Origin of the sequence: Actinomadura sp. NPDC048021 (assembly GCF_040653135.1) — a bacterium.
Taxonomy (GTDB): Bacteria; Actinomycetota; Actinomycetes; order Streptosporangiales; family Streptosporangiaceae; genus Spirillospora; species Spirillospora verrucosospora.
In genome coordinates this window covers 19,796-46,763 of record NZ_JBEZJQ010000011.1, presented here as the reverse complement: position 1 = coordinate 46,763, position 26,968 = coordinate 19,796, and the positions used below count along the sequence as shown (strand labels likewise).

General features: G+C 72.8%; 28 protein-coding genes. 12 read left to right on the top strand and 16 right to left on the bottom strand.

Annotated elements, in window-relative coordinates:
- Positions 1-146: 146 nt before the first annotated feature.
- A complete protein-coding gene (locus AB0C87_RS19700; RefSeq protein WP_345179300.1) occupies positions 147-755 on the bottom strand; it encodes a hypothetical protein in 609 nt (202 codons plus the stop codon).
- 137 nt (positions 756-892) lie between these two features.
- Positions 893-1,258, bottom strand: coding sequence for a Type 1 glutamine amidotransferase-like domain-containing protein (locus AB0C87_RS19695; protein ID WP_360578819.1), 366 nt, complete (start codon positions 1,256-1,258; stop codon positions 893-895).
- On the opposite strand from AB0C87_RS19695, the gene AB0C87_RS19690 reads away from it, so the two are divergent.
- From AB0C87_RS19690 to AB0C87_RS19680, 3 genes are read left to right on the top strand one after another with little or no spacing between them, the layout of a single operon-like run.
- Complete coding sequence (locus AB0C87_RS19690; RefSeq protein ID WP_353832268.1) at positions 1,217-1,399, top strand: hypothetical protein; 183 nt, start codon at positions 1,217-1,219, stop codon at positions 1,397-1,399. The two genes, AB0C87_RS19695 and AB0C87_RS19690, sit on opposite strands and share 42 nt — an antisense overlap.
- Before the next feature lie 33 nt (positions 1,400-1,432).
- Positions 1,433-2,041: a TetR/AcrR family transcriptional regulator gene (locus tag AB0C87_RS19685; RefSeq protein ID WP_360578817.1), complete on the top strand. Its 609-nt coding sequence runs from the start codon at positions 1,433-1,435 to the stop codon at positions 2,039-2,041.
- A complete protein-coding gene (locus tag AB0C87_RS19680) occupies positions 2,038-2,631 on the top strand; it encodes a GNAT family N-acetyltransferase (RefSeq protein ID WP_360578815.1) in 594 nt (197 codons plus the stop codon). The genes AB0C87_RS19685 and AB0C87_RS19680 overlap by 4 nt, the downstream gene beginning before the upstream one ends.
- Before the next feature lie 3 nt (positions 2,632-2,634).
- On the opposite strand, the gene AB0C87_RS19675 is transcribed toward AB0C87_RS19680, so the two are convergent.
- From AB0C87_RS19675 to AB0C87_RS19660, 4 genes are all read right to left on the bottom strand, one after another.
- Positions 2,635-3,246 (bottom strand): PaaI family thioesterase, encoded by a 612-nt coding sequence (locus AB0C87_RS19675; protein WP_345179295.1) that lies wholly within the window; start codon positions 3,244-3,246, stop codon positions 2,635-2,637.
- The gene (locus AB0C87_RS19670; protein WP_360578813.1) at positions 3,243-5,420 is read right to left on the bottom strand and encodes an acyl-CoA dehydrogenase; all 2,178 of its coding nucleotides are present in this window, start codon (positions 5,418-5,420) and stop codon (positions 3,243-3,245) included. The genes AB0C87_RS19675 and AB0C87_RS19670 overlap by 4 nt, the downstream gene beginning before the upstream one ends.
- Positions 5,421-5,427: 7 nt before the next feature.
- Positions 5,428-6,588, bottom strand: coding sequence for a steroid 3-ketoacyl-CoA thiolase (locus AB0C87_RS19665; RefSeq protein ID WP_360578811.1), 1,161 nt, complete (start codon positions 6,586-6,588; stop codon positions 5,428-5,430).
- A gap of 78 nt (positions 6,589-6,666) precedes the next feature.
- Positions 6,667-7,020 (bottom strand): AMP-binding protein, encoded by a 354-nt coding sequence (locus tag AB0C87_RS19660; RefSeq protein WP_360578809.1) that lies wholly within the window; start codon positions 7,018-7,020, stop codon positions 6,667-6,669.
- 170 nt (positions 7,021-7,190) lie between these two features.
- Here AB0C87_RS19660 and AB0C87_RS19655 point away from each other — a divergent pair, with 170 nt between their 5' ends.
- Positions 7,191-8,111 (top strand): 3-oxoacyl-ACP reductase, encoded by a 921-nt coding sequence (locus tag AB0C87_RS19655; RefSeq protein ID WP_360578808.1) that lies wholly within the window; start codon positions 7,191-7,193, stop codon positions 8,109-8,111.
- A gap of 51 nt (positions 8,112-8,162) precedes the next feature.
- Here the strand turns inward: AB0C87_RS19655 and AB0C87_RS19650 are convergent, their stop codons facing one another.
- The 3 genes from AB0C87_RS19650 to AB0C87_RS19640 are packed head-to-tail and all read right to left on the bottom strand — an operon-like array spanning position 8,163 to position 10,398.
- Positions 8,163-8,939: an SDR family oxidoreductase gene (locus AB0C87_RS19650; protein ID WP_345179286.1), complete on the bottom strand. Its 777-nt coding sequence runs from the start codon at positions 8,937-8,939 to the stop codon at positions 8,163-8,165.
- An 11-nt stretch (positions 8,940-8,950) separates the two neighbouring features.
- Positions 8,951-9,700, bottom strand: a complete 750-nt coding sequence (locus AB0C87_RS19645; RefSeq protein ID WP_360578806.1) for an SDR family oxidoreductase — start codon at positions 9,698-9,700, stop codon at positions 8,951-8,953.
- 47 nt (positions 9,701-9,747) lie between these two features.
- Positions 9,748-10,398: a TetR family transcriptional regulator gene (locus AB0C87_RS19640; protein ID WP_360578804.1), complete on the bottom strand. Its 651-nt coding sequence runs from the start codon at positions 10,396-10,398 to the stop codon at positions 9,748-9,750.
- 180 nt (positions 10,399-10,578) lie between these two features.
- On the opposite strand from AB0C87_RS19640, the gene AB0C87_RS19635 reads away from it, so the two are divergent.
- The 3 genes from AB0C87_RS19635 to AB0C87_RS19625 all read left to right on the top strand — a co-directional run bounded on the left by AB0C87_RS19635 (position 10,579) and on the right by AB0C87_RS19625 (position 14,375).
- Entirely contained in the window at positions 10,579-12,099 is a 1,521-nt protein-coding gene (locus tag AB0C87_RS19635) for an FAD-dependent oxidoreductase (RefSeq protein WP_360578803.1), read from the top strand.
- A complete protein-coding gene (locus AB0C87_RS19630) occupies positions 12,096-13,256 on the top strand; it encodes an alpha/beta hydrolase (RefSeq protein ID WP_360578802.1) in 1,161 nt (386 codons plus the stop codon). Before AB0C87_RS19635 ends, AB0C87_RS19630 begins: the two co-directional genes overlap by 4 nt.
- Before the next feature lie 159 nt (positions 13,257-13,415).
- Positions 13,416-14,375 carry a ferritin family protein gene (locus AB0C87_RS19625; RefSeq protein ID WP_360578800.1) on the top strand — a complete coding sequence of 320 codons (960 nt, stop codon included), beginning with the start codon at positions 13,416-13,418 and terminating at the stop codon, positions 14,373-14,375.
- Positions 14,376-15,435: 1,060 nt separating this feature from the next.
- On the opposite strand, the gene hsaA is transcribed toward AB0C87_RS19625, so the two are convergent.
- Positions 15,436-16,602 carry a 3-hydroxy-9,10-secoandrosta-1,3,5(10)-triene-9,17-dione monooxygenase oxygenase subunit gene (gene hsaA, locus AB0C87_RS19620; protein ID WP_345179275.1) on the bottom strand — a complete coding sequence of 389 codons (1,167 nt, stop codon included), beginning with the start codon at positions 16,600-16,602 and terminating at the stop codon, positions 15,436-15,438.
- 143 nt (positions 16,603-16,745) lie between these two features.
- Between hsaA and AB0C87_RS19615 the strand changes: the two genes are divergently transcribed.
- From AB0C87_RS19615 to AB0C87_RS19600, 4 genes are read left to right on the top strand one after another with little or no spacing between them, the layout of a single operon-like run.
- Positions 16,746-17,903: a Rieske 2Fe-2S domain-containing protein gene (locus AB0C87_RS19615; protein WP_345179273.1), complete on the top strand. Its 1,158-nt coding sequence runs from the start codon at positions 16,746-16,748 to the stop codon at positions 17,901-17,903.
- The gene (locus AB0C87_RS19610; RefSeq protein ID WP_345179272.1) at positions 17,900-18,136 is read left to right on the top strand and encodes a ferredoxin; all 237 of its coding nucleotides are present in this window, start codon (positions 17,900-17,902) and stop codon (positions 18,134-18,136) included. The genes AB0C87_RS19615 and AB0C87_RS19610 overlap by 4 nt, the downstream gene beginning before the upstream one ends.
- The gene (locus AB0C87_RS19605; RefSeq protein WP_360578799.1) at positions 18,133-18,924 is read left to right on the top strand and encodes a glucose 1-dehydrogenase; all 792 of its coding nucleotides are present in this window, start codon (positions 18,133-18,135) and stop codon (positions 18,922-18,924) included. The genes AB0C87_RS19610 and AB0C87_RS19605 overlap by 4 nt, the downstream gene beginning before the upstream one ends.
- Positions 18,921-19,709, top strand: a complete 789-nt coding sequence (locus AB0C87_RS19600) for an SDR family NAD(P)-dependent oxidoreductase (protein ID WP_345179267.1) — start codon at positions 18,921-18,923, stop codon at positions 19,707-19,709. The genes AB0C87_RS19605 and AB0C87_RS19600 overlap by 4 nt, the downstream gene beginning before the upstream one ends.
- 36 nt (positions 19,710-19,745) lie before the next feature.
- Here the strand turns inward: AB0C87_RS19600 and AB0C87_RS19595 are convergent, their stop codons facing one another.
- The 6 genes from AB0C87_RS19595 to AB0C87_RS19570 are packed head-to-tail and all read right to left on the bottom strand — an operon-like array spanning position 19,746 to position 25,954.
- Positions 19,746-21,368, bottom strand: a complete 1,623-nt coding sequence (locus AB0C87_RS19595) for an AMP-binding protein (protein WP_360578797.1) — start codon at positions 21,366-21,368, stop codon at positions 19,746-19,748.
- 31 nt (positions 21,369-21,399) lie between these two features.
- On the bottom strand, positions 21,400-22,212 hold the full coding sequence (locus AB0C87_RS19590; RefSeq protein ID WP_360578795.1) for an SDR family oxidoreductase: 813 nt from the start codon (positions 22,210-22,212) through the stop codon (positions 21,400-21,402).
- Positions 22,205-22,669: a nuclear transport factor 2 family protein gene (locus AB0C87_RS19585; protein ID WP_345179261.1), complete on the bottom strand. Its 465-nt coding sequence runs from the start codon at positions 22,667-22,669 to the stop codon at positions 22,205-22,207. Before AB0C87_RS19585 ends, AB0C87_RS19590 begins: the two co-directional genes overlap by 8 nt.
- Positions 22,666-23,553, bottom strand: a complete 888-nt coding sequence (locus AB0C87_RS19580; protein ID WP_360578793.1) for an LLM class F420-dependent oxidoreductase — start codon at positions 23,551-23,553, stop codon at positions 22,666-22,668. The genes AB0C87_RS19585 and AB0C87_RS19580 overlap by 4 nt, the downstream gene beginning before the upstream one ends.
- An 11-nt stretch (positions 23,554-23,564) precedes the next feature.
- Positions 23,565-25,037 carry an FAD-dependent oxidoreductase gene (locus AB0C87_RS19575; RefSeq protein ID WP_360578791.1) on the bottom strand — a complete coding sequence of 491 codons (1,473 nt, stop codon included), beginning with the start codon at positions 25,035-25,037 and terminating at the stop codon, positions 23,565-23,567.
- Positions 25,038-25,042: 5 nt separating this feature from the next.
- On the bottom strand, positions 25,043-25,954 hold the full coding sequence (locus tag AB0C87_RS19570; protein ID WP_345179257.1) for a VOC family protein: 912 nt from the start codon (positions 25,952-25,954) through the stop codon (positions 25,043-25,045).
- Between the two features lie 153 nt (positions 25,955-26,107).
- Here AB0C87_RS19570 and AB0C87_RS19565 point away from each other — a divergent pair, with 153 nt between their 5' ends.
- Positions 26,108-26,947, top strand: coding sequence for an SDR family oxidoreductase (locus tag AB0C87_RS19565; protein ID WP_345179254.1), 840 nt, complete (start codon positions 26,108-26,110; stop codon positions 26,945-26,947).
- The last annotated feature ends 21 nt before the right edge of the window (positions 26,948-26,968 follow it).

Below are 26,968 nucleotides of genomic sequence, written 5' to 3'. Positions count from 1 at the left end.
GTCCGAGTTACCGGTGGGGCGTCCGGTCGCCAACCAACGATGGGCGAACAGACGGGCCCGGCTCGCGCCGGGCCCTTCTGGGGGGCTTCGGCTGGCGCCGAAGCCTTTGTGGCAGGTGACGGCCAGTGGCCGTTACCCGTGAAGGGTCAGATGCCCCTCCGATAGGTCACGCGCCCCCTGTCGCCGAAGATCTTCAGGGCTTCGTCGTCCCAGAGGCCGCGGAGATCGATGTCGCCTCCGATGGTGCTGATGCGGAGGCTCTGGGGGTGGTCCGCCATGATCTGCACGGATCCTCCCTTGGTCCACGCCGTGAGGTCACCGCTGGTCCTCCCGACCGTGATGGGCTGGCCGAAGCGGCGCGTGGTCCTCACCTGGAACGAGGAGTCCAAGGGAATCTCCTCGACCTCGATGCGCTTGGCGGAGTGCAGGTGTGCGACCCGGAGCGGGCCGGTCACGGTGATACGGCCCCACGTGTCTACGCGGACGTAGTCGGAGCCGCGCGGGACACGCACGATGACCGCCGTGAGGTACCCGCCCCTCTTCCACAGGCGCTCACACCTGATGATCACGTGCCTGTCGTCGACGGGCTCCAGGATGGCCCGCTCGGCGATCCTCTTGAGGTTGACGCCCTCCAGGACGACCTGGATGTCCTGACGGTCCTCGGCGACGACGGTCACCGGAGCCGAACCGCCCACGATCATGGGACGGCGGTCGGACGGCATGGTCAGAAGGCGCTGGCTGAGAAGACGACGCATGTCGTGCTCCTTGAGTGGTGTAGACGTTTCGGTTGCGTGACACACGCGCCTCGTGCGCGGGTGTCACCCACCACCGTCCATGGCAACAGCACCGCCGCAGCAGGAAGCCGTCAGCCGAACGCGCCTCCCTGCGCTCCCTACCGAGAATCCAGAACCTCGAAGATGTCGCCGACGACGCTGACGGCCTGGTCGTCGTTGATCGAGATCACGGGCCACGTCCGGGCGGGGTCGCCGGTCAGCCGGTCGTGCCGCGCGGCCCGCCCCCGGTTCCGGTGCGGCAGCACGACGAACGGGACCAGGCCGAGCCCGGCGGTGGAAACCACGGCCCCAGGATCGTCGGAACTTTGCAGCGGCCGCAGATCCGGCCCGGCGAGAGCCGCCCCGGCCGAGATCCCCACGTAGGCCAAGGCCCCGTCGGCGACGGCGGGCGCAGCAAGGCGATCGAACCCGCTACGACGAACATGCTCAAGCAGGAAAATGGGGTACCCGCCGGCGACGAACACGACCTGGGCTCCGTCCAGAACGCGCCCGACGTCGTCACCCGAGGCCCCTTCGAGATCGGGGCACTCGAAGCGGGGCACGACGCCGGGACGCGGGGGCGGGGCCTGCCGATCGTGCAGGCGGTGGTCGCCGCGTTGCCGTAGAGTGAACGAAAGTTCATTTCATTTCGGGGTTCCATGCCGCGCACTGCCGAGCAGAACGCCGCGCTGCGCGCGGCAACGCTCGAGGTCATCCAGACGGCCGCCGTGCGCGTCTTCGCCCGCCGAGGGTTCGCGGCGTCGACCGTCCGCGACATCGCGCGAGAAGCGGACGTGAGCATCGGGTCGATCTACCGCCACTACGCCACGAAGGACGAGCTGTACCTGGCCCTGCTCGACCAGGCTGTCGCCGGCCTCGTCGCGCTCACGGCCGAGATTTCGGGAGAGGGGCGGCCGGTGGACCTGATCCGCGCGTTCACCGCCCGCTTTCTGGCCGACGTCACGGCCGACGACGGCGCCGCCGAGTTCGTCGTCGTCGTCAACCACGGGGTCACCACCGACACACCACCCGGCACGGTCGAGCGAATCGTCGGGGCGCAGCGCTCGATGTGGCACGCCTTCGCGGAGTGCGTGCGGCGCGGCCAGGCCGCGGGCGAGTTCGGCGGCGGCGATCCGGCAGAGATCACGGCATGCTACTTCGCCACCCTCGGCGGTCTGACGACCATGCGGCTCGCCCTCGGTGCCGAGCTCGCCGTCCCGGACGTCCACATCGTGCTGAGGGTACTCACGGAAGGAGTGTCCGGATGATCGAGGTCAGGCGCGGCGATGACCTGGGCGAGGACTACCGGCGGCGGATCACCGCGGTGCTGGTCCACGGCTTCGCCGAGGACTTCGCGTTCTTCTCCTCCGATCCGGAGAAGCTCGCCGATGCGTTCGAGCACATGATCCTGCTGAACCGGTTCTACGTCGCCCTCCTGGAGGGCGAACCCGCGGCCGTCGCCTCTGTCACCACAGGTGCGCAGGAGTGCTTCGCGCCCCGCTGGTCCGAGATCCGCCGCCACCTGGGCGCGGTGCACGGCACGATCAGCCACCTCGTCCTTCGCTCCCAGTTTCTCGGCGCGGCGGACGAGACCCGGGCGGGCCTGGCAGAGATCGGCTTCGTCACGACCGAGCCCGGCAGCCAGGGACGCGGGGTCGCGACCGCGCTCATGCGGCACATCCTCGCCCTTCCCGAGTACGACGAGTTCGTGCTCCGCGACATCAAGGACACCAACGCCCCGGCGCTCGGCCTCTACGCCAAGCTCGGGTTCACCGAGTACCGGCGGCGCCCCGTCAGGTTCGCCCGGCGTGCGGGGTTCACCGACTACGTCTCCATGCGGCTCGATCAGACGGGGTGACGGTCAGCGGGGGCGGGGCGGGTACTTGGCGATGAAGAGGCCCTCGGCGGTCACGCAGTCCTCGCCCCCGGCCTGGATCGCTCCCACCGTGCGGATCTTGCGGCCGTCCACGGAGACCTGGCGGGCGCTGATCGTCAGGGGCTCGAAGAGGGGGGTCAGGCGGTGGTAGCGGAGGGTGAGTTCCGCCGTCATGCCCGACTTGCCCGCCCATCCGTTCGCCACGCCGAGGGTGTGGTCGAGGAGGAGGGCGGAGATCCCGCCGTGGACGCTGGCCGGCGGGCCCTGGTAGGGCAGGCCCAAGGTCGTGGCGGCCTCGATGGTGCGGGAGTCCGCGGCGGTGTATGCGAGCGGCGGGGCGATCGGGTTCTCGGGGCCGGTGACCGGGTCGTGGCGGGTGTTGCCGTCGCCGCGCCACATGTCGACCAGGCGGTCGCGCAGCGGCGGGGCCGCCGCCTCCAGGTCGTCGGCCACGGCGTTCAGGCGGTCGGCCACGTCGGACATGTCGGCGCCCGAGAGGTCGCCGGAGCGGACCAGCGCGTCGACGACGCGGCGGGCCGCGGCGGCCGCCGCGTCCACGCCGGTCGCCTGGTGCTCGGCCTGGAGGTCGAGGGTCACGACGCCGCCTGCGGGTCGCGCGGAAGGCCGAGCAGGCGCTCGCCGATGATGTTCAGCTGGACGTCGGTGGTGCCACCGGCGATCGACATGTTGCGGGAGTTCAGGAACATCCAGGTCGGGTCGCCCATCCCGCCCTCTCCCTCACCGGAGAGGGCTTCGGGGCCGATCCACTCCACGGCCGTCTCCCACACCTGCTGGATGTGCTCGACGCCGATCAGCTTGCCGATGCTCGACTCGGCGCCGGGCTGGCCGCCCGCGAGCGAGCGCAGCGTCGTGCGCAGGCCGAACAGGCTGCTCGACTGCGCGTCGCAGAGGATGCCGCCGAGCGTGGTCAGGCGCTCGTCGTCCGCGTCCGTCGCCAGTTTGAGGAGGGCCTCGCCTCCGCTGCCGAGGGACGAGTCGTTCGAGAGCGAGACGCGTTCGTTGGCGAGGGTCGTGCGGGCGAGCTTCCAGCCGTCGCCCGGCGCGGCGACGAGGAGGTCGTCGGGGATGAAGACGCCGTCCAGGAACACCTCGTTGAACAGGGTGTCGCCGGTCAGCTCGCGCAGCGGCCGGATGTCGATGCCGGGCGACCTCATGTCGAGCAGGAAGTACGACAGGCCCTTGTGCTTCGGGACGGACGGGTCGGTGCGCGCGAGCAGGATGCCCCAGTCGGCCTCGCGGGCCATGGACGTCCACACCTTCTGCCCGGTGATCTTCCAGCCGCCCTCGACCTTCTCCGCGCGGGTGCCGAGGGCGGCGAGGTCGGAGCCGGCCCCGGGCTCGGAGAACAGCTGGCACCAGCGGATGTCGCCGTGCAGCGAGGCGGGCAGGAAGCGCTCGTGCTGGGCGGCCGAACCGTGCGCGATCAGCGTCGGCACCACCCAGTTGCCGATGATCATGTCGTGGGCGCGCAGGCCGGCGGCGCGCATCTCCTCGGCGATGACGAGCTGGGACACCGCGTCGGCGCCCTTGCCCCAGGGCCGGGGCAGGTGGGGCGAGGTGTAGCCGCGGGCGGCGAGGTAGGCGAGGCGATCCTTGCCGTCCAGGGCCTTCGCGGGCTCCAGCTCGGCGCGGACCTCGGCGCGGATCCGCTCGGCCTCCGGGGGGAGTTCGACGCGGAGTTCGCGGCGGACGCCGTCGAGGGTGAGGCGGGCGACGCGGCGGCGCCAGGACGCGGCGGAGCCGAGCAGGACGCGGAGGGTCTGGGCGCGGCGCAGGTAGAGGCTCGCGTCGTGCTCCCAGGTGAAGCCGATGCCGCCGAGGGTCTGCACGCAGTCCTTCGCCGTCTGGAACGCGGCCTGGACGCTGGTGGCCCCGGCGACCGCCGCCGCCAGCGACGCCTCCCGCTCGCGCCCCTCGTCGTGGGCGCGGGCGGCGTCCCAGGCGCAGGCGCGGGCCTGTTCGGCGTGCGCGAGCATCCGCGCGCAGCGGTGCTTGACCCCCTGGAACTGCCCGATGGGGCGGCCGAACTGCTCGCGGACCTTGGCGTACTCGGCGGCGGTGGTCGTCGCGCGGTCCGCCAGGCCGGACGCCTCGGCGGCGAACAGCGCCGCCGCGAGGTCCCGCACGGCCTGCGAGCCGATCTCCAGGACCGCCCCCTCGGGGACGGTCCGGTTCTCCGGTCCGACCCTGCCCAGTCGCCGGGTCAGGTCGTGGCTGGGCAGTTCGTCCACCCTCACGGCGTCCCGGGGCAGCAGGATCCAGGCCGTCGCGTCGCCGTCCTTCGCCGGGAGGACGAAAAGATCAGCCAGGGGGGCGCCCAGGACGGGCCCTGACGTGCCGGTCACCGTGATCTCGCCGCCCGAGCGGGAGATCGCCAGGCTTCCCGCGTCGAGCCCGACGGCGCCGACCGCGCGCCCGTCGGCGAGGGACGGCAGGTGCTCGGCATGTCCCGCGCGGTGCAGCACGGCGCTCGCGAGCACCGTCGGAAGGAAGGGGCCGGGGGTGACGGCCCGTCCGAGCTCCTCCAGGACGACGGCCAGTTCGACCATCCCGTAGCCCGCGCCGCCCGCGTCCTCGGGGAGGTGCAGGCCGAGCAGGCCCTGCGCGGCGAGGTCGTCCCAGAACGCGGGAGCCTTCTCCCGCTCGGCGTCCACGGCGGCGCGGACGGCCGCGGGGGTCACCTGCCGGGAGGTGAACGCGCGCACGGCGTCGCGGAGGTCGCGGTGCTCCTCGGTCAGCCCGATGGTCATGTGCTCCTCAGATCCGTTCGATGATGGTGGCCGTGGAGTGCGCGCCGCCCGCGCACATCGTGACGAGGGCGGTCGACCTGTCGGACCGCTCCAGCTCGTTCACGGCCTGGGTGATGAGGCGGGCGCCGGTGGAGCCGACCGCGTGGCCGAGGGCGATGGCGCCGCCGTTGACGTTGACGCGGTCCATGTCCGCGCCGTGCACCGAGGCCCACGACAGCACGACCGACGCGAACGCCTCGTTGATCTCCACGAGGTCGATGTCGGACAGCGTCATCCGGGCCCGGTCCAGCACGTGCCGCGTCGCCTCGATCGGCCCGTCCAGGTGGTAGTACGGGTCGGAGCCCACCATCCCGGACGCGACGATCCGGGCCCGGGGGCGCAGCCCCAGCTCGGCGGCCCGGTCCACCGCCATCAGCAGCACCGCGGCGGCGCCGTCGCTGATCTGCGACGAGTTGCCCGCGGTGTGGACGCCGTCCGGGAGGACCGGCTTCAGCCCGGCGAGCGCCTCGGCGGTCGTGTCGCGCAGACCCTGGTCGCGGGTCACGACGGCGGTCTCCCCCGTGGGGCCCTCCCTGGTCATGACCGGCGCCTCGATCTCCAGGATCTGGCCCGCGAAGCGGTCCCGCGTCCACGCCGCGTTCGCCTTGACCTGCGACGCCAGCCCGAACGCGTCCGCGTCCTCCCGGGTGATGCCGCGCTTCTTCGCGATGCGCTCGGCCGCGGTGAACTGGTCGGGCATGTCCAGCTCCCAGCCGTCCGGCGCCGGGCTGCCGGTCTCCGGCGTGAGCGCCTGGCCGAGGAAGACCCGGCTCATCGCCTCGACGCCGCAGCCGATCCCGGTGTGCACCGCCCCGGACGCGATCAGCCCCGCCACGAGGTGCACGGCCTGCTGGGACGACCCGCACGCGCAGTCGATCGTCGTGCATGCCGTCTGGTACGGCAGGCCCGCGTACAGCCAGGCGTTGCGGGTGACGTTGTTGGACTGCTCGCCCGCCTGCGTCACGCAGCCGCCGACGACCTGCCCCACGGTCGCGGCGTCGACGCCGGCGCGTTCGAGCAGCCCGCGCTGCACCGCCCCGAGCAACTGCGCCGGGTGGAGCCCCGACAGGGCCCCGTACCGCTTGCCGACCGGGGTTCGGACGGCATCGACGATGACGGCCTCGGGCATGACGGACACTCCTTCACTACGAACAAGCGGATCGGTACGCCGCCCCGGAACACGCGGCGGCGTTCATCGGGCGGCAGGTCAGGCCGTGGGCTCGCCGGTGAGAACGCGTCTGGCCCCGACCAGGCCCGCCAGCTCGGCGTCGGTGTAGATGTGCCGCAGTTCGCGGTCGGTGTACCGGTAGTTGACGTTGACCGGGACGGCGCGGGCCTTCAGGCAGCCGAGCAGCGTCTCGACGTACTCGGCGCTGTTCGGCATGTGGACGCCGACGTGCTCTCCGGGGGCGACGCCCGCCGCTCGCAGCCGGTGCGCCACGGCGTCCGCCCGCCGGTCCAGTTCGGCGAACGTCGCCCTGCGGTCGCCGCAGACGAGGGCGGGACGGCCGGGCACGGCCGCGGCCACCGCCTCGAAGAGGGTCGCCAGGTTCAGCGTCATGGCGCGAGACTAGAATTCATTCTCATTCGCGGGCAACGGCTGTCCCACTCACCGGTCCGCGCCGGTCGAACGGCCGCCGCGGGCCCGCTCAGCGGGACGTCTCCGGTGGCGGAACTAGAATACGTACTAGCCTCCCGGCGGACGTTCCCCACACCGACCCGGAGGCTCAGATGAACGCCGACCTCTCCCTGGCGGGCCGCACCGCCGTCGTCACCGGCGCGGGCGCGGGGCTGGGCCGCTGCGAGGCCCTCGCCCTGGCCGCGCGGGGCGCCAACGTCGTCGTCAACGACATGGGACCGGCCGCCGAGGAGGTCGTCGCCGAGATCAAGCAGGCGGGCGGCCAGGCCGTCGCGGTGACGGGGGACGTCGGCGACTGGTCGATGGGCGACACGCTGGTGTCGGCCGCCGTCGACACGTTCGGCTCGCTGGACGTCCTGGTCAACAACGCGGGCGTGCTGCGCGACAAGATGCTGTTCAACCTGTCGGAGTCGGACTGGGACGACGTCGTCCGCGTCCACCTGAAGGGGCACGCGGCGGTGTCGCGGTCCGCAGCCGTGCACTGGCGGGCCGCCAGCAAGGCCGCGGGCGGCCCGGTCTACGGGCGGGTGGTCAACACCGCGTCGGAGGCGTTCCTGTTCGGGTCGGCGGGCCAGCCGAACTACTCGGCGGCGAAGGCCGGCATCGTCGCGCTGACGCTGTCGACGGCGGCGGGCCTCGGCCGATACGGGGTGCGCGCCAACGCGATCTGCCCCCGCGCCCGGACGGCGATGACCGAGGCGACGTTCGCCGAGGGCACCTCCCCCGGCGGGCTGGACTCCATGGCGCCCGAGCGGGTCGGGACGTTCGTCGGCTACCTCGCGTCCCCGGCGGCGGAGAAGATCAGCGGGCAGGTGTTCGTGGTGTACGGCGACATGGTCGCGCTGATGGCCGCACCGACCGTGGAGCACAAGTTCACCGCCGCGGACGGCGTCTTCTCCGTCGAGGAGCTCGGCGAGCAGATCACCCCGTACTTCGAGGGGCGCGAGCCGCACCGGACCTACGCCGCCTACAGCGTCGCCGCGCTCGACGACACCGGCACCAGCAGGCACTGAGGCGCGACGCCGGCCCGCCCCGCGCGACGCGCGGGGCGGGCCGGCGGCCGTTCAGAAGACGTCCGGGCCGCGCAGGGTCGCCTCGGCGCCGCCGTCCACGTAGATGACCTGGCCGGTCATGTGGGTGTTGGCGGGCGACACCAGCCAGCGCAGGGCCTCCGCGATCACCTCGGGACCGGCGTAGCCGTTCAGCGGCATGGGGACGGCCTCGTTCATCACCTTGAGCATCGCCTCGTCCTCGAACAGCGGCGCGCTCATCGGCGTCCTGACCACGCCCGGCGCGATCGCGTTGAGGGGGATTCCCTCGCCGGCCCACTCGGGGGTGACGCTCGCGCGGCGCATCCACCGCGCCAGCGCCGCCTTCGACGACGGGTACGTCCGGTTGCCCGCGCCGGCCGCGACGACCTTCGCCGCCGCCTCCAGCGCGGCGGGCTCGTCCCCGGCCAGGCAGGCCCGCACGGTCTCCTCGTCCACCGGGTGCGTGCCGGCGATCGACCCGACGACGGCCGCGCGCGGGGCCTCCGCCCTGGCCAGCGCGGGGCGCAGGCCCTCCATCAGCGCGACGACGCCGAAGTAGTTGACCTTGACGGGCAGCTCGGTGAAGTCGGAGACGCCGGCGCAGGCGACGACGGCGTCCAGGGTGCCGCCGCACAGGTCCAGCACCTCGGCGACCGCCCGCGACCGTCCCTCGGCGCCGCCGAGGTCGGCGCACACGTCGGCGTCGCGCAGGTCGACCCCGACGACCGTGTCCCCCTGCTCGCGCAGCAGCCCGGCGAGCGTCTTCCCGATGCCGGACGCCGTCCCGCTGACGGCGATGGTGCGTGCCATGGTGGTCCCTCTCAGGTGTGGGCGCCGCCGTCCACGCGGAGGTCGGCGCCGGTGAAGTAGGCGGCGTCGGACGAGGCGGCGAACGCGATCGCGGCCGCGATGTGCTCGGGCTCGGCCGCGCCGTAGTAGGAGCGGATCTTGGAGAAGTAGGTGAGGTCCAGGCCGTCCGGGAACATGTCCGGCGCCCGGGTCAGCGGGGTGTCGACGGCCCCCGGGGAGATCGGCACGACGCGGATGCGGCGGGCGGCCAGCTCGGCGGCGAGGCTCAGCGAGAACGCCAGCACGGCGCCCTTGGACGCCGAGTACGCCGTCATGAACGGGTTGCCCTGCGTCGCCGACAGCGAGGCGGTGTTGACGATCACGCCGGTGCGGTCGGGGAGGTGCCTGAGCGCCTCGCGGCAGAACAGGGCGGTGCCGACGAGGTTGACGGAGAACATCCGGTGGAGGTCGTCCACCGTCAGGGTCTCGATCGGGGTGGTCTTGTGGACGCCCGCGACGTTGACGAGCACGTCGATGCCGCCGAGCGCCGCCGCCGCGTCCGCCACGGTCGCGATCACGGCGGCCTCGTCGGTGACGTCCGCCACCCGGGTGGCGACGGTGCCGGGACCGCCCGCCGCGGCCGCCGTCCCGGCGAGGCCCTCCTCCGAGAGGTCCACGGCGTACACCGCGGCGCCCTCGGCGGCCAGGCGGATCGCGGTGGCCCGTCCGATGCCCGACGCGGCCCCGGTGAGCAGCACTTTCACGCCGTCAAAGCGATTCATGGCGGCACGCTAGCCCGGCCGCGGGACGTCCGCCGGGGCCGTCCCGATCACTGGGAGGCGTTCGGCGCGGGGCGCGCGGCGCCGCCTCCCGGAGCGTTCGAGCGGGGCGCGAGCAGCAGCCGGCAGGCGAGGCGGATGTCGCTCTCGACGTCGGCCATCGACGCGCGGCCGTTCAGGCTCGACTGGAGGACGCCGTACCAGCACTGCATCAGCAGCCGGACGAGGGTGACGTCCTGCGCGGTCGGCACCTCGATCCCCACCGCCCGCAGCAGGATCTCCCGGAACGTGCTGTCGATGTGGACGGTGTCGGCGACGGTCGCGACGTGGGCGGTGTTGGACGCGTGCAGCATCGACGTCGACAGGACCGGCTGCGCCATGAGGTGCCGGCTGGCCTGCACCAGCAGGTCGGCGACCGCGTCCTCGGGGCTCGTGCCGGGCGCGGGCTCGGTGACCTGGTCGCGGAGCCGGTCGACCTGCTTGGCCATGACCGCGGTGAACAGGTGGACCTTGGACGGGAAGTACCGGTACAGGGTGCCGATCGCGACCCCGGCGGCCTTCGCGACCTCGTGCATCTGGACGCGTTCGAGGGACTTCTCGGCGCCGATGCGCGACGCGGCGCGCAGGATGCGCTCGCGCCGGTCGTGCTGCTCCGGCGAGCTCGGCTCGGCGGACAGCCTGCCCGCTGCGATCCTCGCCACGGTCCTCCCCCGGTCCTTTCCGTCCTGCGATCCTTCCCGTCCTGCCAGGGAACAATATCCGGGCTCCGGACCGTCCCCGCGAACGTCCGTACCGGTCAGTGGGACGGGCCGCCCCTCCCCGCCCGGACCGCGCCCTACGGTGTGCCCGCGCTGAGAACCCGAGGTCGGAGGGCATGCCACATGGGACGAGCCGGCTGGGACGACGAGTACGACGTGGTGGTCGCCGGCTCCGGGGCCGGGGCGATGGCGGGCGCGCTCGCCGCCGCCTCGGGCGGCCTGCGGACCGCCGTCCTGGAGAAGACGGGCCTGCTCGGCGGGACGTCCGCGTACTCCGGTGCGGCGATCTGGCTGCCGGGGACGCGGGTCCAGGAGCGCGCCGGGCTCGGCGACTCGACCGAGGGCGCGCGGACCTACCTGCGGGCGCTGCTCGGCGACGCCGAGGCCGAGCGCCGCGAGGCGTTCCTGGAGACAGCCCCTGAGCTGGTGGAGTTCCTGGAGAGGGACCCGGCGATCGAGTTCCGTTTCCAGGCGTTCCCCGACTACTTCGACGCGCCCGGGCGCCTGGACATGGGGCGGTCGTTCGTCCCGGTCGAACTTCCGGCCGAGCGGCTCGGGGAGCTCGCCGCGCTCGTCCGCCCGCCGGTCGACCGGGACCGGGCGGGCCGGGGGCACTCGGCGTCCAAGCCGCTGGCGCAGGGGCGGGCGCTGATCGGCCGGCTGCTGCTGGCGGTCACCGCGACCGGGTCCGGGGAGATCCGCACGCGGACCGCGCTGACCGACCTGGTCGTCGAGGACGGCCGGGTGACCGGGGTCGCGGCGATGACCGCGGACGGCCCGGTGCGGCTGCGGGCCCGGCGCGGCGTCCTGCTGGCGGCGGGCGGTTTCGAGTCGTCCGCCGCGCTGCGGGCCGAGCGCGGCGTGCCGGGCGGCGCCGGCCTGACGATGGCCCCCGGCGACGCGAACACCGGCGACGCGATCGAGGCCGCCGTCCGGATCGGCGCGTCCACCGGACTGCTGGACCAGGCGTGGTTCTGCCCCGGCCTGCTCGCCCCCGACGGACGGCCCGCGTTCACCCTCGGGTTCCGCGGCGGGCTGATCGTGGACGGCTCGGGCCGCCGGTTCGCCAACGAGTCCCTCCCCTACGACCGGATGGGACGCCGGATGGCCGTCGCGGAGGGACCGTTCCATCTGATCTGGGACGCGCGGGCGGGCGGCCTGCCCGCGATCTCCGTCCCGCCGCTGCGGGCGGACGAGCAGCTCGCCTCGGGCGCCTGGGTCCAGGCGGGCACCCTGCCGGAGCTGGCCGGAGTGATCGGGCTCCCGGCGGATGCGCTCGCCGCCACGGTCGAGCGGTTCAACGGCTTCGCCGCCAAGGGCGCGGACGAGGAGTTCCACCGCGGCGAGGACCCCTACGACCTGTACTTCTCCGGCGGCGGGCCGTGCGTCGTGCCCGTCGACCGGCCGCCCTACCTCGCCGCGCGGGTCGTCCTGAGCGACCTCGGGACGAAGGGCGGGCTGCGCACCGACGCCGACGCCCGCGTCCTGGACGGCTCGGGCCGTCCCGTCCCCGGGCTCTACGCCGCCGGCAACACCAGCGCCTCGTTCACGGGCCCCGTCTACCCGGGGCCCGGCGTGCCGATCGGGTCGGCCATGGCCTTCGCCTACCGCGCCGTCCAGGACATCAGGAGGAACCACACGTGAGATCGACGGGAAGGGGCGCCGTCGCGGCGGCCGCATGCGCCGTGCTGGCCGGGATCGGCGCGGCCCCCGCGCAGGCCGCCCCGGCGCAGCGCGGGAAGCTGCTCGAAAGCCGGCCGCTGACGAACCTGGCGGCGCTGCCGAGCGCGGCGAAGAACCGGTTCGTCACCTACGCCTCCGAGGGCGTGGGCGGGAAGCGGATCACGGTCACGGGCACCGTCGCCGTCCCGAAGGGCACCCCGCCGCCCGGCGGCTGGCCGGTGCTGAGCTGGGCGCACGGCACCACCGGGACCGCCGACGCCTGCGCTCCGTCCGCGGACGCCCCGGGCGGCCCGGTGCGCGACTACCTGTCGCTCACCGAGGCGTACCTGGACAAGTGGGTCGCGAACGGCTTCGCGGTCGTCCAGACCGACTACGAGGGACTCGGCACGCCCGGCGGGCACCCGTACATGAACGGGGCCAGCGAGGCCAACACCGTCACCGACATCGTCCGGGCCGCCCGCAGGACGGACCCCCGCATCGGGCGCGACTGGTTCGTCGCCGGCCACAGCCAGGGCGGCCAGGCGACGCTCTACACGGCGGCGGCGAAGCAGAAGCCCCGCGACATCCGCCTCAGGGGCGCCGTGGCGATCGCGCCCGGCTCGAACATGAGCCAGACCGCGCAGTACGTGAAGGCACAGTACCCGGGCGCCGAGGTGGCGCTGCCATTCCTGTTCGTGCTGCTCAACGGCGCGCAGGCGGCCGACCCGGCGTTCGTCCCGGAGGACCTGCTGACCGACGACGCCGCCGCCGTCGCCAGGGCGGGCCGGACGAACGCGTGCCTTCTCCAGCTCAAGCAGCTCAGCAAGGACCTGCCGCTGGACAAGGTGTTCCGCCCGGACGCCGACCTGACGCGGTTCGAGGCCTACTACGACTCGCAGGAGGCGCTCGGGCTGACCCTGCAGGTCCCGACGCTGGTCGCCCAGGGCACCGCCGACCGCGAGGTCTCCCCCGCCGCGACGCAGAACATCGTCAACGACCTGTGCAAGCGCTACGGAACCATCGCGTACTGGACGTTCGAGGGCGCCGACCACCGGGGCGGCATCGGCGCGTCCTTCGAGACGGCGCTGGCGTTCGCCCAGGCCGTCCGCCGAGGCGAGACCCCGGCCGCGAGCTGCTGACCCGGCCCGTGTGGTCCCGTCCGCGGGTGGACGGGACCACACCCGTGGTATCGATTTGACCCTTTCCGTGCCCCTTTCGGGTGGTGCCGACGACCCACGATCGCTACATGTAGTAACTGATCAGCTACATAAAGCGACCGAGCATCCGAAAGGGAAGAAATGACCACGTCAGGGCTCACCAGGACCTGCGCCGCCCTCGCCGGAGCGGCGATGGTGGTCGGGACCGCGCTCCCCACGCAGGCCGCCACCCCGGCGGTAGTGCACCACAAGACCTACGAGAACACCCTCACCGCGATGCACGGTGAGGCCTTGGCGCACGCGAGCTACCACTTCTACGGCGAGCAGGCCGGGTACGAGCATCTGCCCAAGGTGCGCGCCCTGTTCATGAAGACCGCGGACACCGAGCTCCACGACCACTTCACCAAGGAGGCGCAGCTCATCCACTTCGTCCGCGACGACGCGTCCAACCTGCGCGAGAGCATCAAGGGCGAGATCGAGGAGGGCACGCGGATGTACCCGCGGTTCGCCAGGGAGGCGCGGGAGGACAAGGACGACAACGCCGCCCGCCTCTTCACCGAGATCGCGGCGGACGAGCTGACGCACGCCCGCTACTTCGCGAAGGCGCTGTACGCCATCGAGCACCACCGCGGAGAGATCCCCGAGGGGCCCACCCCCGACCCCGTCAAGGTCGTCGCGGGCAAGCCCAAGGTGCACTCGGCGAGGACGCTCCGCAACCTGGAGACCGCGATGCACGGCGAGGCGTTCGCGAACGCCAAGTACACGCTCTACGGCGAGCACGCCAAGGCCCGCAGCCCGAAGCTGGCCCGGCTGTTCGAGCGCACCGCCGCGGTCGAGCTGACCGAGCACTTCGCCGGAGAGGCCGACCTCGCCGGCTTCGTCCACCGCACCAAGGAGAACCTGCGCAAGAGCATCGCCGGTGAGACCTACGAGGCCACGCAGATGTACCCGAGCTTCGCCCGCACCGCCCGGGCCGAGCACGCCTACAAGGCCGCGCGCCTCTTCACCGAGATCGCCGGCGACGAGGCCGCCCACGCCCGCGCCTTCGAGCACGCACTCAAGCGCCTTTGCCACCACCACATGGCGCGCGCCGATTCCTGACCCCACGCCATCACGCGCTCCTTGCCCGGAGCCGCCGCGAACGGCCCGGCTCTCACCGAGAGCCGGGCCGGACGTTTACGGGGCCCCGCCTCCGACGCCGACCGCGTTCAGGCGCGGCCAGGGCATGCGCCATTCATTATGCGACCGCCCCCAGCACTCGTACAAAGGCATGCCGAAATGGCGTGAAGGCCACGCCTTTGTTTACCGCGCACCCCGAGACCGCCCCCGGGCCCGATCGTTTGTCGGGCACTCCGAAGAAACCGACGTACGCGAAGGTACGCGGTAAAGGCCGGGCTCCGTGCGCCGCAGGAAGCACTACTTCAGTCGGCACTCACATTCGAACCACTTCGCCACCATCCCTGCCATCCCCGTGCGGCGGCCTTCGACACGGCGAATCCCCATTCGCCACTGGCCGCCTGGCGGCAGAGTACCGGCCCGCGGACGACCGACGGGCCGGATTCGCGGCAGGACGATGATCTTGTGGCGCAGATCATGACAACCCGCGGTGTCGCCCTCATCGCCCCGTGTACAGAGGCTGTAGCGCCGGACGGCGGCGACCCCCGGCCCTGACCGCGTATTTACGACCCACCACAAATATGTGATCGAGTGATCACTGATCGCAATCAGCATTTAATAACCAACTACTTATGTGCCCTAGAGCACACTGAGTTGTCAAACGCTCGAAATGGCGTACAGTTCCTGTCCGTCGGCAGGAGCAATTGCTGTCGAACGTTGGGAGGGAAGCCTTCCCGACGGCCACCAAACAACACGTCGAGGTCTCGGACCTCGGCGGAAAGCAAAGGGAGTTGGTTTCCATGACCTGCCCCAAGTGCGGTGCCCAGATGTCGAAGCCGGGCGACCAGGGGGGCTCCATGTGGTTCTGCGGCAACTGCGGAAACCTGGAGCAGAGCTGACTCAACAAGGTCAGCCCACTGAGTAGTGGGCTGGCACCCGCATAAAGCGGCTGTTCCCCGACCAGTTCGGGGGGCGGCCGCCACCTCTCTGTCCGGTGTCCTTCGTCGACGTGTCACCCATCGAGCCGGACGAGCCGGTCCGGTGGTCAGACGAGGTTGTCCTCCACCTTGAGACCGAACTCGCCCCGGCCGTACATGGACAGGGCGTGCTCGACGTCGTTGGCGACGTGGACGCTGCCGGCGTGGGCGTCGCGCCAGGCGCGTTCGATGACGTTGCCGCGGTGCAGGGAGTTGCCGCCGGCCGTCTTGAAGAGGATGTCGATGGCCTCGATGGCGCGTTCGGTGCCGCGCACCTGGTCGCGGCGGGCGCGCAGGCGCAGCTCCATCGGGATCTTCTCGTTGCGGACGGCGTACTCGTGGATCTCGCGGACGTTGCGGTCGGTCTGCAGGACCGCGGCGTCGATCTCGGAGGCGGCACGGGCGACGGCGACCTGGGCGAACTGGTCCTCGACGAAGCGGCCGCCGCCGAGGCTGAGGCGGATCCGGTCGCGCATGCGGGTCACGTAGAGGTCGTGGCAGCCGGCCGCCATGCCGATCACGCTGGCGGCGACGGTGCTGGTGAAGATCGTCCCGAAGGGCATGCGGTAGAGCGGGCCCGTGTTGACCTTGCGGCCGGGATTGCGGAGCTGGGCCTGCTCGAAGTTGCGCATCGCGCGGTGGGCCGGGACGAACGCCTTCTCCACGACGATGTCGTCGCTGGCGGTGCCGCGCAGGCCCATCGAGTCCCAGACCTCGGCGATCTCGTAGTCGCGCCGGGGCACGAGGACGGTCATGAAGTCGACCGGGCGGCCCTCGGCGCCGACGACGAGCGCGCCGAGCAGCGCCCAGGAGGCGAACTCGCAGCCGGACGAGAACGACCAGCGCCCCGTCACCTCGTAGCCGCCGTCGACGGGGGTGAGGCGGCCGATCGGGGCGTAGGAGGAGGCGATGAGGGTGTCCGGGCCCGCGCCCCACACCTCGCGCTGCGCCTCGTCGGCGAACAGGCCGAGGTGCCAGGAGTGGACGCCGAGGACCGCGGCGACCCAGCCGGTCGAGCCGCAGGCTCCGGAGACCGCGCGGATCACCTCGTAGAAGGCGACGGGGTCGTCCTCGGCGCCGCCGTACCGGGTGGGCTGGAGCATCCGGAACACCCCGGCGGCGGTCAGCTCCCGGATCGTCTCCGCGGGGATGCGTCCCTTCTCGTCCACGGACCGGGCCCGCTCGGCGATGCCGGGCAGCAGTCCGCGCACCGCGTCCAGGACCTCGTTGCTCATCCCCGCTCCTTCCCTAGTACGGCCATTGCAGGAGACCATGGTCCCGTGCCGGCGCGGGACCGGGCGTCCCGGCCAATGGGACTCGGCGGTCGGGACGGTGACCTGCGACCTAACGTTCGAATCACCCGTCCATCGCCGAAGGGATGATCCACGTGACCGCAACCGAGTCGGACGCCGTCCGCGCCATCGAGGCGGAGGCGATCACCCGCCGTTTCGCCCGGGGATGGCACTGCCTCGGGCTGGCCGAGAAGTTCCGGGACGGCAAGCCCCACACCGTGACCGCGTTCGGGCAGAAGCTCGTCGTCTTCACCGGTGAGGACGGCACGACGAACGTCCTGGACGCCTACTGCCGCCACATGGGCGGCGACCTGTCCCAGGGCACCGTCAAGGGCAACGCGATCGCGTGCCCGTTCCACGACTGGCGCTGGGGCGGCGACGGCCGCTGCAAGCAGATCCCCTACGCGCGCCGCGTCCCGCTGCGGGCCCGGACGGCCGCGTGGCCGACGATGGAGCAGGACGGGCTGCTGTTCGTCTGGAACGACCCGGAGGGCAAGAAGCCGCCGGAGGACGTGACGATCCCGGTGATCGAGGGCGCCACCCGCGACGACTGGACCGACTGGCGCTGGACGGAGACGGTCGTCCACACCAACGCGCGCGAGGTCATCGACAACGTCGTGGACATGGCGCACTTCTTCTACATCCACAAGTCGTTCCCGACGTACTTCAAGAACATCTTCGAGGGCCAGGTGGCCACGCAGATCATGAAGGGCCGGACGCGGGAGGACGCGCGCCGGGAGGGCGGGAGCGGCGGGCCGAAGATGCTCGGCAACACCTCCGTGGCGTCCTACCACGGCCCCTCCTTCATGATCGACGAGCTGACGTACCACTACGAGGGGTACGACCTGCACTCCGTCCTGATCAACTGCCACTACCCGATCGACGAGAACTCGTTCTCGCTGCACTCGGGCATCATCGTCCAGCACAGCGACGCGCTGCCGGCCGATGCCGCGGAGGCGACCGCGCAGAAGCTGTCGGACTTCATCCTGACGGGCTTCGAGCAGGACATCGAGATCTGGCGGAACAAGACCCGCATCGACAACCCGCTGCTGTGCGAGGAGGACGGGCCCGTCTACCAGCTGCGCCGCTGGTACGAGCAGTTCTACGTGGACGTCGCCGACGTCACGCCGGAGATGACCGACCGGTTCGAGTACGAGATCGACACGACCCGGCCGGTGGAGTCCTGGCAGAAGGAGGTCGACGCGAACATGGCCCGCCGGGAGTCCGAAGGGGCGTCGGCGTGACGACCCGCCAGGACGAGCGCCTCCTGGACGGGCCGCTGCTGCCGGTCCGCTGCCGCCGCTGTGCCGCCGAGGTGATGGTGCGCAAGTCGAGCTGGGAGCAGACGAGCATCCAGTGGAACGCCGAGGCCAGGGAGGCGTGCGTGGGCCTGGACGACCCGCACGCGACCTGCCCGGCGCTCCGCTCGGCCATCCAGGAGGCCGCGCTGAACGGCGCGATCACGGTGGTCGAGTGACGGGCGGACGGCTCGCCGGGCGGGTCGCGGTCGTGACCGGCGCGGGCGACGGGATCGGGCGCGGCATCGCCCTCCGCTTCGCCGCGGAGGGGGCCCGCGTGCTGGTCGCGGAGCTCGACCCGGAGTCCGGCGAGCGGGTCGCCGCGGAGATCGGGGCGGCCGCCCGGTTCGTCCGGACGGACGTCACCGACAAGGCGCAGGTCCGCGCGATGGTGGACGCGGCGGTCGAGACGTGGGGCTCGGTGGACGTGCTGGTCAACAACGCCTGGGGCGCCGGGACGGTGAGCCGGGTGGAGGCCAAGACCGACGAGCAGATCGCCCGCGGGTTCGCGATGGGGTACTACGGCCCGCTGTGGGCGATGCAGGCCGCCTTCGCGCACATGAAGGCCCGCGGGTGGGGGCGCGTCGTCAACATGTGCTCGCTGAACGGCGTCAACGCCCACATGGGGACCCTGGAGTACAACTCGGCCAAGGAGGCCCTGCGGACGCTGACCCGCACGGCCGCCCGCGAGTGGGCGCCCACCGGCGTCGTCGTCAACGCGGTCTGCCCGGGCGCCAAGAGCGCGGCGTTCCGCCGGATGGCGGCCGCGCACCCGGAGATCGAGGCGGCCGCCGACCGCGCCAACCCGATGGGCCGCCTCGGCGACCCGGAGACCGACATCGCCCCCGTGGCGGTGTTCCTGGCGTCCGAGGACGCCCGCTACCTGACCGGGAACACCCTGTTCGCGGACGGCGGCTCGCACATCAACGGCGTCGCGTGGACGCCGGACCTGGACGGAGAGCAATGATCGACCGATACGGCCCGTGGGCCGTGATCGCGGGCGGCTCGGAGGGCGTCGGCTCGGCCTTCGCGCACCGCCTCGCCGACGCGGGCCTGAACCTCGTGCTGATCGCCCGCAAGCCGGGGCCGCTGGCGGAGACGGCCGAGGCCGTTCGCGCGAAGGGCGTCGAGGTGCGCACCCTCGAACTGGACCTGGTCGCCCCGGACCCGCTCAAGGCGGTCCGCGAGGTGACCGACGGCCTGGACGTCGGGCTGCTCGTCTTCAACGCGGGCGCCAACAGCTACGGCCACGAGTTCGTCACCGGCGACCTGGACCGCTTCCAGGGCGTCATCGACCTGAACATCACCGCCCAGCTCGCGCTCACGCACCACTTCGGCGCGCTGATGAAGGAGCGGGGACGCGGCGGCATCCTGCTGGTCGGCTCCCTCGCCGGCTACATGGGCCAGCCGCAGATCAGCATCTACTCGGCGGTGAAGGCGTTCGGCCGCGTCTTCGCCGAGGGGCTGTGGCTGGAGATGCGCGAGCACGGGGTGGACGTCCTGGAACTCGTGCTCGGCGTGACCCGCACCCCGGCGATGGAACGCGCCGGCCTCAACATGGACATGCCGGGCCTGAACGTCGCCGAGCCCGACGACGTCGCCCGCGAGGGCCTCGAACACCTGGCGGACGGCCCGGTCTGGGTCGCGGGCGGCAACTACGACATGGCCCGCAAACGCGCCGGCTTCCCCCGCGAGAAGCTCGTCGCCGGGGCGCACGCCGCGATGAAGCGCATGCTTCCGGAGCCGTCCTGACCCGCTCCGGGCGTCAGGTGTTTCGCCGAGGGGACCTCAGGCTGAGCCGCGCAGGACGTAGGCGCCGTCGCGGTGCTCGTAGACGGGGTCGGCGGTGTCGCGGCCTTCGGTGCGGAGGACGCGCTTGATGACCTTGTTGGTCGGGGTGCGGGGCAGGGCCTCGACCAGGCGGACGTAGCGCGGGGTCCACTTGGTGCCGAGGTCCGGCTGGGCGGCCAGGAAGGCCGTGAAGGCGGACGGGTCGAAGGCGTGCCCCGGGGCCAGGGTGACGGCGGCCATCACCTGGTCGCCCACCCGGTCGTCCGGGACGGCGTAGACGGCGACGTCGGTGAAGGGCTCGAAGCGGGCCAGGAGGCGTTCGACGGGGGCGGCGGCGAAGTTCTCGCCGTCCACGCGCAGCCAGTCGTCGTCGCGGCCGGCGAAGTACCAGTAGCCGTCGGCGTCGCGGTAGGCGAGGTCGCCCGACCAGGTCCAGCCGTTGCGGACGCGCCGCGCCGTCGCCTCGGGGTTGTTGTAGTAGCCCTCGAACTTGGCGGCGCCCATCGTGTCGACGATCTCGCCGATGGCCTCCTCGGCGTTGAGGAGCACCCCGTTCGCGTCGAACTCGGCGCGCGGGCATTCCCGCAGGGTCGCGGGGTCCATCACGACGGTGCCCGCCTCGGCGACGCCCAGCGAGCCGGGCGGCGTGCCGGGGACGCGGGTGAGGCGGATCTCGCCCTCGCTCGACCCGTAGGAGTCGATGACGGCGCAGCCGAACCGGCGGGCGAACGCGTCGATGTCGCGCTGCGCCGCCTCGTTGCCGAACGCGATGCGGAGCGTGTTGTCGGCGTCGTCCGGCTTCTCCGGGACGGCCAGGATGTAGCTGAGGGGCTTGCCGACGTAGTTGAAGAACGTGACGCCGTGGCGGCGCACGTCCGGGAGGAAGCCCGAGGCCGAGAATCTGCGGCGCAGGACGATGCGGCCTCCCGCGGCGACGGCGGGCGCGATCCCGGCCATCAGCGCGTTGGAGTGGAACATCGGCATGACCACGTAGAACACGTCGTCGCCGGTGAGGCCGCGCCGGTCGCGCTGCTGCACGGCGATCCGGCCCAGCCGGCGCTGCGTGCAGATCACCGCCTTGGGCGCGGACGTCGTCCCGGACGTGAACACCAGCGAGAAGATCGCGTCGGGGTCCACCGGGGCGGGGGCGGCGAGGCGGGCGGAGGCCAGCCGTTCGGCGTACGCGGGCGTGTCGACCGTCAGGGCCGGGACCCGCGTGAGCCCGTCGAGCAGCGGCGCGCGGGACGTCTCGGTGACCAGCAGCGCGCAGTCGGTGTGGGTGATGTCGCGGGCCAGCTCGGCGCCCCGCCGCGTCGGGTTCAGCTCCACGACCGGGACACCGGCGAGCGCCGCGCCGAGCAGCCAGAACAGGTGCTCGGGCCCGTTCTCCAGGAACAGGCCGACGTGGCCGGGCACGTCCCGGGCGAGCGAGGCCCGCCGCAGGGACTCCGCGACGACCTCCCGCCAGGTCCAGGAGCGGTCCTCGAAGCACAGGCCCGTCCGGTCGTCGCCGCCGCGGGCCGCGACCAGGTCGGCGAACGCGGTCTCGCGGGCGGGACGGTCGTCCCCCAGCACCGCGCTCTCCTTCGGCACCGCGCTCCGGGTCTTCCCGTCCTGCATGCGACACGGCTCCTCTCGTCTCGATGCGCCCCTAGGCGCGGTGCGGGCGGTTCGTCCAGCCCTGGTCGTCGGCGCGGACGAACCAACCGGACGCGGCGAGCGTGCCGCCGTCGACCGGGATGGTGTGGCCGGTGACGAACCGGGCGTCGTCGGAGGCGAGGAACGCGACGACGGCGGCGTAGTCGTCGGGGTCGCCGAAGCGGGCGAGCGGGACCCAGGTGTGCTCCAAGCCCTCGTCGTAGCCGCGCCGCATCCAGGCCGCCGGGGTCTGCTCGGTGTCGGCGAGGTCGGGGGCGATCGCGTTGACGCGGACGCCGTGCCGGCCGACCGCGACCGCGAGGCTGCGCGTGAACGCCGACACGCCCGCGTTGAACGCCGAGTACACCGGGTGCTGCGGGATGCCGCGGAACGCCTCGACCGTCGAGTTGTTGACGATGCTCCCCGCGCCCCGGTCGATCATCGCGGGCAGCAGCGCGTGGGTCAGCGCGAAGACGTGCAGGAGGTTCAGCTCGTAGAGGCGCTGCCACTGGCCGGGCGTGCTGTCCTGGAACGACGCGGCGGCCGGGCGGAAGTCGCCGACGTTGTTGACCAGGACGTCGGCGCCGCCGTGGTCGAGCGCGGCCGCCGCGATGTCCGCGACGGTCGCGTCCTCGGTGATGTCGCCGACGACCGTGACGCAGCGGCCCCCGGCGGCCTCGACGGCGGCGCGGGCCCGTCCGGCGGCGTCCGCGTCGATGTCGTTGAGGACCACCAGGTCGCCGCCCGCGGCGAGGCGCCGGGTGATCGCTCCCCCGATGCCGAGCGCGCCGCCGGTCACGACGCTGACCCGCGCCCGCTCAGCCATGGCGCCGCCTCCGGACGGGACGGGTCTCGATCGAGTCGATCCGCTGCTCGCGCCGCGCGAACCGCCAGGCGCCGCCGTCGAGCCGGTAGGCGTCGGTGTAGCGGCAGTGCCAGACGAGGTCCCGCACGGCGCCGTCCTCGCGGTCGCTCAGGTGGTGGGCGACGCAGGCGACCTCGCCAGTGGCGGTGCCGGGCTCGGGCCCCGCGCCGAACACCTCTCCGGCGAGCGCGTGGAACGTGACCGGGACGCCGTGCAGCGCCGACAGCGTCGCGGCGATCTCGGCGCGCCCGGTGAAGGTCCGCACCGGGTCCAGCTCGCCGGGGGCGTCGGGCAGGACGAGGACGGCGTCCTCGGCGAACAGGCCGGCCATGGCGTCGACCTCGCGGCGGTCGGCGTGCAGCGCGTACCGGGCGACGAGGTCGCCGAGCGCGATCCGGTCGGCGGTGTCGAGCGTCATGATCCCGACAGGCCCAGCCGCTCGGCGCAGGCGGACAGCTCGTCCTCGGCCTCGCCGAGGTCCGTCGTCACGGCCCCGCGCAGGACGAGCCGGTCCGCGCCGAGGGCGGCCAGCCTCTCCGCCTTCTCCGGCGTCACGGCCGCCAGCGAGTGGCCGAGGGTGAGTTCGAGGGCGTCCGGGTCGCGGCCGTTCTTCTCGGCCTCCTCCCGCATCAGCGTCACGAGCCCGCGCAGCTCGTCCCCCGCGACGCCGAGCGGTTGGAGGCCGTCGCCGTAGCGGCCCGCGCGGCGCGCGGCGGCCTTGGAGTGGCCGCCGATGTGGATGGGGATCCCGCCCTCCTGGACCGGCTTCGGGTAGCTCATCGCGCCCTCGAAGCGGAAGAACTCCCCGTCGTGGGAGGCGCCCCCGGGCGCGGTGTCGGCCCACAGCTCGCGCAGCACCCGGAGCTGCTCGTCGCCCCGCCGGCCCCGGGTCTCGAAGTCGGCGCCGCAGGCCTCGATCTCCTCGCGCATCCAGCCCATGCCGACGACGAGCCGCAGCCGCCCGCCCGACAGCGCGTCGACCGTGGCGAGCCGCTTGGCCAGCACCACCGGGTGGTGGTTCGGCAGGACGAGCACGCCGGTGGCGAGCCCGATCCGCGACGTCCGCCCCGCCAGGAACGCCAGGAGTTCCAGCGGATCGGGGATGTCCAGGTCGTCGGCCAGTTCCATCCGCCCCGAGCTGTCGTAGGGGTAGACGCTGGAGTAGCCGCTCGCCACCACCGCGTGCTCGACCGCGCCGACCGACTCGAAGCCGCAGGCCTCCGCGTGCCGGGCGTACTGGCCGATCCACGCGGGATCGGCGGTCACGCCCGCCGCCACGGGGAGAAGGACGGCGTACTTCATGCACAGACCTCTCAGTTCTCGGATGCGGCGGCGGCGCGCCCGGCGCGGCGGCCGAAGAACGTGCCGTCGCCGAGGGACGTCCCGCTGATGTAGCCCTCGCCGTGGATGCCGGAGGCGGTGCGCCCGGCGGCGTACAGGCCGGGGATCGGCTCACCGGAGTTGTTGCGGACCTCGCCGTCCACGGTGGTGTCGAGACCGCCGAGGGTGAACCCGCCGGCGCCCGTCCCGGCGCCGTGCCTACCGGCGCCGAAGAACCCGTCGGCCGGGTCGATCGCCGCGAACGGCCCCTTCAGGGGGCGCAGCCACTTGGGGTCCTTGTGGAAGTAGGGGTCCTCGCCCCGCTCCGCGAACCGGTTGTAGGTCTCGACGGTCGCCTCCAGCGAACCGGGCGGCAGGCCGAGCGACTCCTCCAGCTCCGCGACCGTCTCCGCCGCGTGCTTGGGTCGGACGCCCCACATGTCGGCCTCGGGGATCTCGTCGTGCCCGGCCTCGTCGATGATCGCCCAGTAGGGGGCGGGCTGGTGCTGGACGGCCCGGTGGCTGAACAGGCCCGGGTAGACGTCCTCGTTGATGAACCGGCGGCCGAGGCCGTCGACGAGCATGCCCCGGCAGATGACGGCGGGGTTGGCGGTGAGCGCGATCTCCACCGACGCCATGCGGCGGGTCGCGGCGCCGAGCGCGGTCGCCATCCGGATGCCGGACCCGTCGCTGGTGCCGTCGCTGACCTTGTCGTGCCCGAGCAGCACCGGGGCGTGGTCGGCGAGCATCTCCTCGTTGTCGACGAACCCGCCGGAGGTCAGAATCACGCCTCTGCGTGCCCGGTAGACCACCCGGTCGGCGAACCGGCGCGCCACGACGCCGGCGACGCGGCCGGCGCCGTCCACGACGAGGTTCGTCGCGTAGGTGTCCTGGTGGGCGACGGCGCCCGCCTCGGCGGCGGCCGCGATCAGCTTCTCCATGAGGACGCCGCCGGCGAACATCGGCGTCTCCGGGCGGTGGCCGCGCGGCGCGGGCCGGGCGATCTCGTTGTACGGCCAGGCGTTCTCGCCGAGCCACATCAGGCCGTCCTCGGTGTACGGCATCCAGCCCGGCGCGTCGAAGAGGCTCTCCTTGAACGGGACGCCGCGCGCGCGGAACCACTCGAAGTGCTCCACGCTCCCGTCGCAGTACAGCCGCAGCTTCTCCCCGTCGGCGTGCGGGCCGAGCGCCGCCGTGAGGAAGGCGAACATGGCGTCGGGCGTGTCGTCGAAGCCGCACGCCTTCTGCACCCGCGTGCCGCCGCCGAGGTACAGCTCCCCGCCCGACTGGGCGGACGTCCCGCCGGGGCCGCTCGACCGTTCCAGGACGAGCACGTCCGCGCCCGCCGCCGCGGCCTCGTACGCGGCGGCGGCGCCCGCGGCGCCGAACCCGACCACCAGCACGTCGCACTCGTGGTCGAACTCCACCTCCGCGGCGCCGACCGGTTCCACCGAGGGCTTCGGCATCGGCGTCAGCCCTTCCGCGGCGGGACGAAGGCGGCCAGCGGCTCGGACCCGGACCAGTCGTGGCCCCAGTAGCTGTCCCTGGTGATCTCCTCGGCGGTGTAGTACGCCTCGTCCACGAGCATGCCCTCGCAGCCGTACTCGACGTCCCAGCCGCCGGGGGCGCGCACGTAGAACGACACCATCTTGTCGTTGGTGTGGCGGCCCAGCGTGGAGGAGATCGAGAAGCCCTTCTCCGTGATGGCGTCGAGCGCGATGCCGACCGCGTCGAGCGTGTCGACCTCCACCATGAGGTGGACGAGGCCCGGGTCGCCGTCGAACGGCGCCGGGCAGATCGCGATGCTGTGGTGGCGCTGGTTGACGCCCATGAACCTGACCTTCGCGGCGCCGCCGCCGACCCTCATCGCGCCGCGCGGCAGGAACCCGAGGACCTCGGCGTAGAACGCGACGGTCTCGACGAACCTGGGGGTGGGCAGCACGACGTGGCCCATGCCCATGGGGCCGGTCACGAACTTCTGCGCGAAGCCGGTGCGCAGGGGGCTGTGGTCCAGGACCGGGCCCCAGAACACCTCGACGGGGGTCCCGCCCGGGTCGGTGAACGCGATGGCCTCCTCCGCGTCGCGCTCCGCCGCCTCCTTGGACGTCAGCGTCGTCACGGCCGTCCCGGACTTCTCCACGGCCTCGCGGACGGCGGCCAGCGCGTACTGGTCGCGGACCTCCCACCCGACGGCCAGCACCCGGTCGGTGTCGCCGGGCAGCACCCGGAGGCGCGAGCGGCGCTCGTCCATGCGCAGGTAGAGGCCGTCAGGGTCCGGTCCGCTCCCCTCGGCGAAGCCGAGCCCTTCCAGGGCGAACTCGCGCCAGCGGTCGATGTGCCGGGTCTGGACCTTCAGATATCCCAGCCCTCGGATCTGCGTCACTGTCCTCGGTCCCTTCTGGATAGCGGCCCGCGCGGCGGCCGTCGAGCCTCAACCTTCCAAATCCGGGGGCGGGCCGCCGGGCCCTTCCCGCTGAGTGAGAGTCTTCGTGCGCCGGGCGGACGGCGGCGGCTCTCATCTGGAGGGGGAGGTCTCATGACGACGACGGGCAGGCCGGTCGCGATGGTGACCGGGGCGAGCCGGGGCATCGGCAGGCGGACGGCGCTCGCGCTGGCCGCCGCCGGGTACGACGTCGCGTTCACCGCGCGCACGGTGGAGGAGGGCCGCGGCCGGATACCGCCGCGTCACGGGCGCGCGGAGCCGATCCCCGTCCCGGGGAGCCTGGAACGCACCACGGCGGAGATCGAGGCGCTCGGCGCGCGGGCCCTGCCGGTGCGGATGGACCTGCTCGACAGGGCGAGCGTGACGGCCGCCGCCGCGACGGTCCTCGACGCGTGGGGCCGCGTGGACGTCCTGGTCAACAACGCGGTCGCGCACGTCGCCGGGACCCACGAGCGGTTCCTCGACCTCGACCCGGAGGTGGCGGCGCGGACCGTCACGGGCAACTACCTGAACCAGATCGTCCTGCTCCAGGCCGTCCTGCCCGCGATGCTGGCGCGCGGCGGCGGGACGATCGTCGACCTGTGCTCGGGGTCGGCGACCACCGACCCGCCGGGACCGCCCGGCGAGGGCGGCTGGGGCGTGGCGTACGCGGCGTCCAAGGCGGCGTTCGGGCGCCTCGCCGGCGCGATCAACGCCGAGTACCGGGGCGCCGGCGTCCGCGCGTTCAACCTCGACCCCGGGTTCGTCGTCACCGAGGCGGGCGCGGCGCGCGGCGGCCTCGACCGCCTGAAGGACGAGGGCTTCGAGCCGACGCCGGAGGAGGCGCCGGCGGCGGCCGTGGTCTGGCTGGTCACCGACCCGGCCGCGGACGAGTACCTCGGCCGGGTCGTCTGGACCCCCAGGCTCGTCGCCGACCGCGGCCTGCTCGGCTAGGGCCCCGTGTGGCGCGGCGTG